Annotated in this window: 8 protein-coding genes; 3 read left to right on the top strand and 5 right to left on the bottom strand. The window is 61.4% G+C overall.

Features of this window, described 5'->3' with window-relative positions:
- Positions 1-35: 35 nt before the first annotated feature.
- Both B3849_RS16180 and B3849_RS16175 read left to right on the top strand, forming a co-directional pair.
- Positions 36-1,604 (top strand): class I adenylate-forming enzyme family protein, encoded by a 1,569-nt coding sequence (locus B3849_RS16180; RefSeq protein WP_278425106.1) that lies wholly within the window; start codon positions 36-38, stop codon positions 1,602-1,604.
- 14 nt (positions 1,605-1,618) lie between these two features.
- Entirely contained in the window at positions 1,619-3,190 is a 1,572-nt protein-coding gene (locus B3849_RS16175; RefSeq protein ID WP_278425108.1) for an acetolactate synthase large subunit, read from the top strand.
- An 83-nt stretch (positions 3,191-3,273) separates the two neighbouring features.
- Here B3849_RS16175 and B3849_RS16170 read toward each other — a convergent pair whose 3' ends face one another.
- The 5 genes from B3849_RS16170 to B3849_RS16150 all read right to left on the bottom strand — a co-directional run bounded on the left by B3849_RS16170 (position 3,274) and on the right by B3849_RS16150 (position 10,599).
- Complete coding sequence (locus B3849_RS16170; protein WP_278425110.1) at positions 3,274-5,712, bottom strand: mechanosensitive ion channel domain-containing protein; 2,439 nt, start codon at positions 5,710-5,712, stop codon at positions 3,274-3,276.
- 161 nt (positions 5,713-5,873) lie between these two features.
- A complete protein-coding gene (locus tag B3849_RS16165; protein WP_286780436.1) occupies positions 5,874-7,130 on the bottom strand; it encodes an OpgC family protein in 1,257 nt (418 codons plus the stop codon).
- Positions 7,105-8,883, bottom strand: coding sequence for a glucans biosynthesis glucosyltransferase MdoH (gene mdoH, locus B3849_RS16160; protein ID WP_414718055.1), 1,779 nt, complete (start codon positions 8,881-8,883; stop codon positions 7,105-7,107). The genes B3849_RS16165 and mdoH overlap by 26 nt, the downstream gene beginning before the upstream one ends.
- A complete protein-coding gene (locus tag B3849_RS16155; protein WP_005851989.1) occupies positions 8,876-9,040 on the bottom strand; it encodes a hypothetical protein in 165 nt (54 codons plus the stop codon). Before B3849_RS16155 ends, mdoH begins: the two co-directional genes overlap by 8 nt.
- Positions 9,037-10,599 (bottom strand): glucan biosynthesis protein, encoded by a 1,563-nt coding sequence (locus B3849_RS16150; RefSeq protein ID WP_278425114.1) that lies wholly within the window; start codon positions 10,597-10,599, stop codon positions 9,037-9,039. Before B3849_RS16150 ends, B3849_RS16155 begins: the two co-directional genes overlap by 4 nt.
- Positions 10,600-10,960: 361 nt before the next feature.
- Between B3849_RS16150 and nhaC the strand changes: the two genes are divergently transcribed.
- On the top strand, positions 10,961-12,192 hold a 1,232-nt coding region (gene nhaC / locus B3849_RS16145), incomplete at its 3' end, for a Na+/H+ antiporter NhaC (protein WP_286780434.1).

Genomic DNA, 12,192 nt, shown 5'->3' with positions numbered 1-12,192 from the left:
CCGCAGCGGGGAGAGAATTATTTCAGGACAGTGATATGATACCGATCAATCCGCCGGCACCGGCGACGACACCCACGAAAACCATCGTCGAGGTCGTGCGCGACAACGCCAAAGCACATCCGGAAAAACTTGCGCTGGTCTGTGACGGGCAAACCGTCAGCTGGGGGGCATTCGACCAGCGCATCAACAAGATCGCCAATCTGCTGCTGTCGATGGGGGTGAGCAAGGGCGACAACATCGCGATCATCTCGCCCAATTCCATTCCTTATGCAGAACTGTTTATGGGCATCCTGCGGGCAGGGGCCTGCGTGACGCCGCTGTCGACGATGGCCTCGCCCGATGCGCTGCAAAAGATGCTGACCGACTGCGGCGCACGCGCGATCTTTGTCTCGGCGCAATATCTTGAACTGGTCGATGGCTTTATCGCCGATCTGGAACTGGCGCGCTTTGCCATTGATTTCGACCACCCCGCGTTTCAGCCTTATGGCGCTGCGGTTGACGGGGCTTCGGACTCCGACCCCGAAATCCAGATCGAGATGTCGGATGCGTTCAACCTGATCTATTCCTCGGGCACAACGGGGACGCCCAAGGGCATCTTGCACAATCACTGGATGCGGTCGGCGCAGATGGACCGCGTGTCGCCCAACGGATATGACGATAACGCCCGCACGCTGCTGTCGACGCCGCTCTATTCCAACACAACGATCGTGTCCTTCCTGCCAACGCTCTATGGCGGCTCGACCGTCTATCTGATGCCAAAGTTCGACGCCCGCGGGTACCTCGAGATCGTGCAGCGTGAAAAGATCACCCACACGATGCTGGTGCCGGTACAGTACAAACGTATCATGGATGTGCCTGACTTTGACACCTTCGACCTGTCATCGATGCAGGTGAAATTCTCCACCTCCGCGCCGCTGCGGGCCGAGGTCAAGGCGGATGTGCTGGCGCGCTTCCCCGGCAAGCTGCTGGAATACTATGGTCTGACCGAAGGCGGCGGGGTCACGGTACTGAATTCTGCCGAACATCCCGACAAGCTGCACACGGTGGGCCAGCCCGCGCCGGGCAATGAGATCCGCCTGATCGACGAGACCGGCGCAGAGGTTCCGAAGGGCACCGTGGGCGAAATTTGCGGTCGCGGGCCGACGATGATGGCGGGGTATTTCGGGCGCGATGACCTGACCGCTGACTACATCTGGCGCGACGCAGCGGGCAACGTCTTCTTTCGCTCGGGCGATATGGGCCGTTTCGACGAGGACGGCTTTTTGATCCTGTCGGACCGCAAGAAAGATATGATTATCTCGGGCGGGTTGAACATCTATGCCGATGATCTTGAACTGGTGCTGCTGGCCGACCCCGATGTGACGGATGCCGCCGTGATCGGCGTGCCCTCTGACGCTTGGGGCGAAACGCCTTACGGGTTGGTGGTGCTGCGCGAGGGGGCGACGCGTTCGGGCGAAGATATCTGCGCTGACGCCAACGCCAAGCTGGGTAAAAGCCAGCGTCTGTCGGCGGTGGAACTGCGCGCCGAGCTGCCGCGCAGCTCTATCGGGAAGATCCTCAAGAAAGAATTGCGCGCGCCCTTCTGGGCGGCGGTTTCTGCGTGAACAAGGAAGATGACATGAGCAACCAAGACGATACAGACCAGATGAACGGGGCCGATAGCCTTGTGCAGACGCTGCTCGATAGTGGGCTTGATACCTGTTTCACTAATCCCGGCACGTCGGAAATGCACTTTGTTGCCGCGCTGGATCACGTGCCCGGCATGCGGTCGATCCTTGTCCTGCAAGAGGGCGTGGCGACGGGGGCGGCGGATGGGTACTATCGTATGGCCGGCAAGCCCGCCTGCACCCTGCTGCACCTTGGGCCAGGGCTCGCCAACGGGTTGTCGAACCTGCACAACGCGAAAAAGGCAGGCTCGGGCGTGGTGAATATTGTCGGCGAACATGCGGTCACGCATATCGAGCTGGACGCGCCGCTGACCTCTGACATCGAAGGGATCGCGCGGCCCGTGTCCCATTGGGTGCATACATCCATGTCGGCGGCGGATGTGGGTGCGGATGCGGCCCGTGCGGTGCAGGCGGCAAATGTGGCACCGGGGCAGGTGGCGACGCTGATGCTGCCGAGTGACACCGCCTGGAACGAAGGCGGCGCTGTCGCGCCCGCGCTAGAGCCTGCGGAACGCCCTGCTTTTGACGAGGCTGCATTGGAGGAAGCCGTCGCCGCGCTGTCCGGCCCCGACAGCCTGCTGCTGTTGGGCGGTGCCGCGCTGAGCGCCGAGATGCTTGAGATTGCGGGGCGGATCGCGGCCAAGACGGGCTGCAAACTGCTAAGCGAATGGGCCAATGCGCGGCAGGAACGCGGGGCAGGGCGTGTGGTGGTCAACCGCGTGCCCTATCCCATCGATCAGGCGCTAGAGACGCTGGCCCCGTTCAAGCGCATCGTTCTGCTGGGCGCACGCGCACCCATCGGCTTTTTCGCCTATCCGAATAAGCCCGCGATTCTGACCGCCGAGGGCACGCAGATCACCAACCTCTGCACCACCGCGCAGGATATCGCAGGGGCGCTGGAGGCACTGTGCAGCGGCGTCGGCGCGGCGGATACACCGCCCGCCCATGTGGCCGAAGCCGCCACCCCTGACAAACCCAGCGGCCCGTTGGAGCCGGGCGGCATCGCGCAAGCCCTAGCGCGCACCATCCCCGAGGATGCGATTATCATCGACGAGGCGATCACCACTGGCCGCGCGTTTTTCCCCGCAACAGCAGGGGCACCCAAGCACACTTGGGTGAACAACTGCGGCGGGTCCATCGGCTATGGCATGCCCGTGGCGATCGGGGCGGCCGTGGCCTGCCCTGACCGCAAGGTGATGGCGCTGATCGGGGATGGCAGCGCGATGTACACGGTGCAGGCGCTTTGGACGATGGCCCGCGAGGGGCTGGACATCACCATCGTGATCTTCGCCAACCGCGTCTACAAGATCCTGCGCGGCGAGCTGACCAATGTCGGCGTCAGCAATGCGGGCCCCAAGGCGATGGATATGCTGTCGCTTGACCAGCCGACACTTGAATTTGCACAGATGGCAAAGTCGATGGGGGTAGAGGCAACACAGGTCACAGATTGCGAAGCGCTTGAGCTCGCGATCGAGACAGGGCTGGCGCACAAAGGTCCGTATCTGATTGAGGCGGTGATGTAGCGCCTGCGCCAACTACCCGACACGAAAAGGCCCCCGATCAGCACTGATCGGGGGCCTTTTTCTATTTCAGTCATCCGCGTCTGTTAGCGGTCTGCACCACCATCGCCGTCGGCATCATCGCTGTCCGGCACATCGTCTGCCTCGATCGGCTTGGACACGGTTTTGGTCGGCGGCAGGCTTGTATCCTGCGCGGCGGGGCCTTCGATCTTGAACGGCTGGGTGGTGCCGTCCTTGTTCTCGCCTAGCCAAATAGTTTGCTGCGGGAAGGGGATTTCGATCCCACGCTCGTCAAAGACCGTCTTGAGGTAACCGTTGTACATACGCCCGATGCCCCATTGCTTGCCGGGATCGGTCTTGATCCGCACACGCAGTACCACGGCGCTGTCACCAAGGGATTGCACGCCGAACCATTCCAGCTCTCCCATGATGCTATTGGCGATCTCTGGTTCGTTTTCCATCATGCGGTCGAAGGCGTCGAACATGGCCTGCTTGGCCTCTTCGACATTCTCGCGGTAGGCGATGCCCATGTCACAGACCGTGTAGGAGAAGCCGCGCATATAGTTGCTGACCACATCAACGGTAGAGAAGGGGATCATGTGGAATGCGCCTTGCACATCGCGCAGCGAGACAGAGCGCACCGACAGCTTTTCGACGGTGCCAGTGGTGCCGCCCACGGTGATCACATCGCCCACGTTGATGACGTTCTCGAACTGGATGAACACACCGGTGATGATGTCTTGCACCATCTTCTGCGCGCCGAAACCAATCGCCAGACCCAAGACCCCGGCAGAGGCGAGCAGTGGCCCGATATCCAGCCCGATCTCGCTCAGCACGAACATCAGCGTGAGGATGATCAGCGTAATGGTCGCCGCGTTGCGCAGCAAGGTCAGCAGGGTGGTTTCCCGCGAGGTTGGCACAGCCCCGTATTCAGGGTTCAGCTTGTAGTCGACAAAGGATGTCAGCGCGAGCCAGATGCCGAAGGCCACCGTCAGGATCAACCCGACAGAGATCAGCGCCTTGGTCACCGCCAGCCCGACCTGCCCCTCAAGCCAGCTGCGCATGTCGATCGTGCCGATCACGTCCAACGTAAAGAACAGCACGCAGATCAGCAGGAACAGCCGCAAGGCGCTGAAGGCGCGGGGGACAAAGGTGTTGATGCGACGTTCCAGCAACGGCAGCTTGGCGTTCACGTCCTCGGGCAGTGAAATGCCGCGGTGCACGGCCTGTGCCAACCAGCCGGACAGCAGGGCGGCGATGATGATCGCGGCAAGGATCTTGCCCGACCCGACAATCGCGTTCAGCGTGACCTCGGCGGGCTGGGTCATGACCACGATGAACATCACCGCGATATAGGCCAGCGCGAACCAGTGCCAGATGCCTGCCAACCCGTGCAGCGTGCGCGCGATAAAGCCGCGCCGCGCCTCTGCGATGGTGGCCGGATCGACGCCCTCGGCGGCTTGCGCCTCGCTGGGGTCGGCCTCGCTTTGCAGCCAGCGGGTGACGGCCTTGCGACGGCGCAGCACGATGTAGACAAAATAGAGCAGCACCAGAACCGATAGAAGAGCCGACACGCCAGCGCCCGCGGCCGTGTTGACGCTTTGGTTGACGATTGGCACGACCAGCAGTTGCCCGTACCCCAGAACACTGACCACGATGCTCAGATAGCGGGTCAGCGCCGCGGCGGCCTTGTCACCGACGGGCACCAGACGCAGACCCGACGCAACGGGCGATAGGAACGACCGGATGACGACTTTGGTCATTTCGACCAGCAGGAAAGCGTTCAGATACATCGACTGGCGGATGCCGATCTGCCCGACTTCGCCAACGGCGAGGATGGTGATCAGATAACCAGCGGCCCAAGCCACAACAACGATAAAGGCGTCCAGCAGGTTCGACCCCAGAAACAGCCCGATAGAGCGGAAGAGGCCCACATGTTCAGCCGTGCGCCCCATGCGCGCATACAGCCCCCGCGCAAGGTAGCGCAGCACCACAAAGAGCGCGACGGTGATCGCAATGACCGCAAGCAGACCGGGGATCGCTTCCAGCAATACGGTCAGTTCCGCACCGCTGAGGCCAGAGAAGACCTTGCCGCCGCGTTCGAACCCGTTCCAGAAAGAGGTGAGCGTGCTGACTGTGTCTTGTCCGATCTGCTGGGTGATCAGGGCGATTTGTCGCCCGACCGATACGCCTTCGGCATCCGCGGCTTCGGTGATCGTTTCAATCGCGGGGTTTTCATCACCCGCAGGGTCGCCCGAGGCATCCAGCGACTTTTCAAGGTCCGCGATCAGCGCCGCGCGGGCGTCATCGTCCTTAAGCACTTCCAGCAGAGTATCCAGCGGTGCCTTCGCCCCTGCCTCGGGTGTCGTTTCGGTTGTTTCCGTGTCGGAAGACCCGCCACCGGTGAACAGCGATTGCGCCTGCGCCGCGAAAGGGGCGAGCGTCAGGAAGAGTGCCACCACAAGCCCCGTCAGTACGTAGAGCCACCCTTGGGTTGGCATCGCGATCTTTCCGGTTTTTGACATGGGGGCCTCTTTCAACACACTAATTTACACTACGAGATAGGGGAACATTCCCTATTTCCACTGTTTTTCGCTTATGGGCGGTCTTGGACGTAAAGAAAACCCGATGGCAGGGCAAGTCTGCGCATCGGGCGGTCTTTCGGTCATGGCACTAACGGGCTTGTTTACGCCGTGGAACTGCCGGTGATCACCTCGGCGCGCGGGGCCTCGGCTTTGGTCGGGGCGGGCTGCTTTGGCTGCGGCTGTTTGCGGGCGGCTTCGGCCAGCAGGGCGGCGGCATAGCACACAGCGATGGCGGCCAGCGGCAGGGTCCACGGCAGGGCGGTGACCGTAGGTTCGATATCCATCATGATCTGTCCGGCCAGTGCAAGGATCGTCCCTAGCCCAAAGACCAGCAGGCCGTGGCTGCCCATCAGACGCAAGGGGGCGGCATAGCGGTGTGCGCAGATGCGGGTCACCACGGGAAGGCACGAAAGCACATAGACCAGCGCGAGGATATGCACCAAGCGCGGCAGCGCGAGCATCGACTTGTTGTGCGTTGTGATGTTGCTGGGCAGGCCAAGCCCGCCAAGCTGCGCCATCTTGTGATTCATGAACGATCCCAGACCGGGCACGTAGCGCCAGGCAAAGATGAACAGCAGCAGACCGAGCGCCAGCTTGAACAGGATCGGAGAGTTGCGGACCAGCCGTTCGTCCTTGCGATGACGCACGCCAATGGCAAGGCCGATGACAAAGATGAACTGCCAAGTGAGCGGGTTGAAGAACCAGCCGCCGCCACCGGGGTGGTTCGGGATGGTCAGTCGGGTGGCTCCTGCATAAAGCCAGAACGCCCCCGCAACGGCCAAGGTCGTGCGCGGCGCGTAAAGCACAGCGGCGATCAGCGCAGGGCCTGCCAGCAGCAAGACGGTATAGGACGGCAGAATGTTCACATAGCCGATCTGATATCCCAGCGTGACCAGCCCCGCCATCGCGGCACCTGTCTGGTCATACAAGAGGGCAAGGTTGTGCATCACACGAAACTCCGAGCGCACAAACGTATCTGCCGCCCAAGCATAAAGACCGATGGCCGCGACCGTCAGCACGATATGCACGATATACAGCTGCCACGCCCGCCGCCACAGCGGGGCCATTGCATCCCAAAGACGCAGCTCGCCCGACATCCAGCGGCCAATGGCGGGGGAATAGGCGATGCCCGCCGCGATGCCCGACATGATAAAGAACGCCTCTGCCGCGTCGGAGAACCCGATGTTGCGGATGGTCAGATGCTCCCACGGGTTGCCGGGCATGTGGTCGATGATGATCATGATCAGCGCCAGCCCGCGAAACGCATCGATGCGCGGATCGCGCGCGCGGCGCGGCAGGTCGACCCCGCGCCGGATGGGAATAAGCTGGGCGTCAGGCCGGTTGGACGATTGTGTCATGCGACGATCCTTCTGGGGCGGCACCCGATCTCAGGTTGTCGCGATATGCTGCAATGACGGCGGGCGTGGCCCGTTCTTGCGGCGTGGTAAAGACTTGGCCGGTGCTCTCGTGCGAGGTCACGGCGATCAACAGCGGCGCGATGGACATGGGTAGCGTCACCGGCAAGAGCCAGAAGATCAGGTTCGGCACCCAAAGATAGACGGCAACAGTCACCGCGATCCCGAACAGCGATACCCAACGGCTGGCACGCCAGCTTTCGGCGAGGGTAAGCCGTCCTTCGCCGCGTGCAGTTGCAGGCCAGCCGCCATCCTTGCCCGCAAAGACCTCGGCGACGGCGCGGCTTTGATACATCAGCATCACGGGCGCAATCAGCGCGGTCAGCAGAATTTCAGACAGGACAGAGCCAAGCGCGCGCAGCGCCCCGCCAAACCCCTTGGCGCGGCCCGTTGCAGACGCTTCGCCAAAGATCGCGAGCTTGGGCAGCAACAGCAGCCCACCGATCCCAAAGGCAAGCGCCACGATCTGGAAGGTCTTGTCGTCGGGGAAGACGGGGAAAAGCTGATAGGCGTTGGGGAAATAATCAGGGCTGGCATTGGTCGCAGCGGCCAACAGCGAGACGATCAGGAAGGCCCCCCAGGCGACCGATACCAGATAGGCCATGATCCCCTGGACAAAGACGAACCGGCTCCACCCGTGCAGGCCGGGGGCACCGACCAGACGCATGTGTTGCAGGTTGCCCTGACACCAGCGGCGATCACGGCGCGCAAAGGCGAGCAGATTGTCGGGGCCTTCCTCGAAGGAACCGGCGATGCGGGGGTCCATCTCGACGCGCCAGCCGCCGCGTACCAGCAGGGCGGCTTCGACATAGTCATGGCTCAGGATGGTGCCGCCGAAAGGGGCGGGGCCGCTGAGTTCAGGCAGGCCGCAGCATTGTGACAGGGCGCGCACACGGGCGACGGCATTATGCCCCCAGAAGGGGCCCGCGCGCCCCTGCATACGGGCCAGACCGCGTGCAAAAACGGGCGAATGAAAGCTGGCCGAGAATTGCATCGCGCGGCCAAACAGCGACCCCGCGCCAAAGATCTTGGGCAGGGTTTGCAGCAGGCCAAGACTTGGGTCTGACTCCATCCGTGCGACAAGATGGCGGATCGTGTCGCCCTCCATCAGGCTGTCGGCGTCAAGGATCACGACGTATTCATAGGCCCCGCCGGATTTGCGGATGAAATCCTCGACGTTGCCCGCCTTGCGGCCATATCGGTCGGTACGGTTGCGGTAATAGACCGGGTTCGCAGCGCTTTCATCGCCCAACAGCGGGGCCAGCGCCGCGCGCTCTGCGATCAGGGCGTCGGGGTCAAAGGTGTCGGACAGAATGGCGAAATCGACGGGTACGTTCGCGGCCTGCATGGATTGGCGCATTGCCATAATGCGCGCGCAAACCTCGATCGGGTTTTCGTTGCAGATCGGCACAAGGATCGCCGTCGGGGGGAAATTGGCGTTGCTCAGGTCCATATCTGGGAGGGGGTCGAAAGAAGGCACGCCCAAAAACGCCTGCCCCGCCCCCCAGGCCAACCAAGCCGTCGTCAGCGCGATAAGCGCCACGGCGAAGCCGTCCCAGATATCAAATCCGGTATTAAGCCCCGCTTGCGCCAGCGTCGCGGCTGCCGCTGTTGCGCATAGCAGGGCAAAGCAAATGGCACCAACGCGGCTGACCCGCGTGGCACCATCGCGTAAATAAGAGGGCATGTCAGGCATTACGCATGAAGATGCGGCTCACCACCTCGAACAGGGAGGGGCGGGCATCATGCTCTAGCACCTGCCGTGGCATATCCAGCGGGGCAGGGCGAGGCGCATAACGGTCAAAGTCGGTCATTTGTTCGGTGGTCGCAGGTGATGTCACAGACGTATTCATTCTTTCAGCCATTGGTATACCCAAGTCTCGGTCAAGCTACGGTCGCCCGCGACCAGATTGGCGCGCAGTTCGACCGTTGCATCAGTTTCGGCGACGACCTCTAGAACCAGTCGCCACATGTGATCGTGGCCGTCGATCTGCTGCAGTACTTGTCCTGCAACTGTGCCGCCGGCGATGTTTACATTGGCTTCAACAACGTTCTCGGCGTTTGGTTCCCCTAAAGTTGCACCTTCGAAGTCGATGACAAACTTTCGGCGATCATTGCGCGGTTTTACGCCCGCGATGCCCCCATTTCCGGCAAGAGTGCGCGATACTTCGGCAAGTGTCGAAGACGCGCCGGGCGGGTTCATCCCCCAGTTCAGACGGTAGGAAATGCTTTTGCTATCCCCCGCCGCGAACCCGTTCTTGTAGGTCCAGAAGGCGACGATATTGTCGTTCCCCTCCAGATCCGACGGGATCTCGATCAAGCGGACCATGCCTTCGCCCCAGTCCCCTTTGGGTTCGACCATCAGTGTCGGGCGCAGCTCGTAGTGGGCTTCGGCGTCCAGATAGTCGTCAAAGGCACGGTGGCGCTGCACAAGGCCAAAGGATTTCGGCGATTGCGCACCAAAATATGAATTGGCGAGCTTGGGCGGGTTGTTCAGAACGCGGAACAGCGTGTCTTGGCCGGTGTTGACCACCAGCGCCTCGCTGTCGTGGACGCGGGCACGGTAATCATCAAAGCTACCCTGATCGTTCAGCCCGAACAGATACATCGATGTCAGCGGCGCGACGCCCAGTTGCTGCACGTCCTGACGGAAGAACAGTTCGGTGGTCACATCCATCGTGGTGGTGGCACCGGGGGTCACGGTGAACATGTAGGCCCCCACGACCGACTGGCTTTCCAGCAGGGCGTAAAAGGTCATCTTCGTCTCGCCGGGGGCGGGGCGCTGCAGCCAGAAGGCGCTGAAACGGGGGAATTCCTCGGGCTCTGAGGTGGCAGTGTTCACCGCAAGCCCGCGCGCGCTGAGGCCATAGCGGTTCCCCGCCCCCAAGGCACGGAAGTAGCTCGCCCCGAGGAAGGACACGATCTCGTCGAACTGCTGCGGATCGTTCAGCGGCGCATTCATGCGGAAGCCCGCGACGCCGGGCAGCTCGGTACCGGTCGGGATCTTTTCAAGCGCTTTGGACTGGTAGATGAAATCATCCGAGGTAAAGCCAAGTGGCTGTGCCTTGTCATTGACGATCTCGTAAAGCGACACGGTGCCGTCAAACAGCCAGCCGGGGTGATAGGCATGTACCACCGCCTGCGCCGCAGGGCCTTTCCAGATCGCGCTGTCCTCGCGGAAGCGGATGTTGCGGTAGTCGTCATAGTCCAGCGTGGTAAAAGGCTCGCCCAGTTGCGTCGGCGCGGTGTACTCTTCACTTGCGAGGCTGCGTGCCCGTTCGATCAGAATATCAAAGGAAAAAGGCTCCGCCGTATCACTGGCCTGCGCCCAAGCAGCAGTGTCTTGCAAACCGGTTGCAGCGGCGAAAGCCAAAGCGGCCCCCCCCGCGCGCAATACTGACCGGCGAGACATCGGGCGGGAGCGAGACAAATGATGCATCAAAAATGATTCCTGTTCGTTGCTGCATTGCAGAATTCATATAATTACGCGGGAAGTTCAATAACATGAAGCATGATGCGCAAAATTTTGCTGCACAGTGCGGGGTTTACGCGAAAATCGCGAAATCAGCGCGGCATCATCCGGCAATATTTGCAAAGACATAGCGCCCCTGAGTGCAGGTGTTGTCTAGTCCCTTTGAAATACAGCGGAAAATTGCCGGAAATGACGTTCAATCGCCCTAGAATAAGATTGGTTGGCATCACAGGCCCGCAATGCCACCCTAAAGGGAATCTGTGTGTGTATCAGTAAACAAGAATACAAAAACGAGGACAAAATGGACAATAAAGACCTTCCATCGCTCCCGCTGGCGCTGCTGCCCGTCGTTCTGACGCTTGGCCTTCTGGCGCTGCAACTTTTCTACTATGGCGACTTCACGCCGCATATTCCCCTCATCCTCGGATTGGCCATCACGTCCCTGCTGGGTGTGTTTCGCGGTCAGACGTGGATGGACATCCGCGAAGGCGTGTTCCACGTGATCCACGTGTCGATGCCGTCACTGGCGGTGTTGATCGTGGTCGGCATGATCGTCGGCGTCTGGATCGCGTCGGGCACGGTGCCTACGCTGATCTATTACGGGCTGACCTTGCTGACCCCGTCGATTTTTCTGGCAGCCGCGATGATCCTCTGTGCAGTGGTTTCCCTGTCGTTGGGGACCAGCTGGGGCACAGTCGGCACCATTGGTCTGGCGCTGATGGGGATCGGTGCGGGTTTCGGTATCCCGGCCTATTGGACCGCCGGTGCGGTCGTGTCGGGCGCGTTCTTTGGCGATAAGGTATCGCCGCTGTCGGACACCACGAACCTCGCGCCTGCGGTGACGGGCACGAATGTATTCGACCACATCAAGAACATGCTGCCCACGACCGTCCCTGCGATGATCATCGCGCTGGTGATCTATGTGGTCGTCGGCTTTATACTGATCGAAGAGGGTGCAGGCGACGTCAGCAGCATCAATCAGATCACAACCGGTCTGGAGGAACGCTTTAGCCTCGGGATCATCCCGTTGACGCCTGCCTTGATCGTGATTGTGCTGGCGCTGATGAAAAAGCCGCCGCTGCCGTCGCTGTTTGCCGGTGTGCTGGCCGGTGGACTGGTGGCGATCTTCTGGCAGGGCGCGGGGCTGCATGACGTGTTCGCCTTTGCGCAGTCGGGCTATTCCATCGACACGGGCATCGCCGACATCGACAGCCTGCTGAACGCGGGCGGCATCCAATCGATGATGTGGACCATTTCGCTGATGTTGATTGCCTTGGGCTTTGGCGGCGCGCTGGAGCGCACCGGCTGTCTGGAGGCGATTATTCTGGCGATCGTCAGCCGCGTGAAAAGCTTTGGCGCGGTACAAAGCTCGGCCATCGGGACGGCATTTGCGACCAATATGGTTGCGGGTGATCCTTATATCTCTATCGCGCTGCCGGGCCGTATGTACGCGCCCTTGTACCGTGGGATGGGCTATTCGACCCTGAACCTCAGCCGCGCGGTGGAAGAGGGCGGCACGCTGATGAGCCCGCT

Origin of the sequence: Sulfitobacter sp. UBA4523, assembly GCF_002388305.1 — a bacterium.
Classification (GTDB): Bacteria; Pseudomonadota; Alphaproteobacteria; order Rhodobacterales; family Rhodobacteraceae; genus Sulfitobacter; species Sulfitobacter pontiacus.
This window is presented reverse-complemented; position numbering and strand designations above follow the sequence as displayed.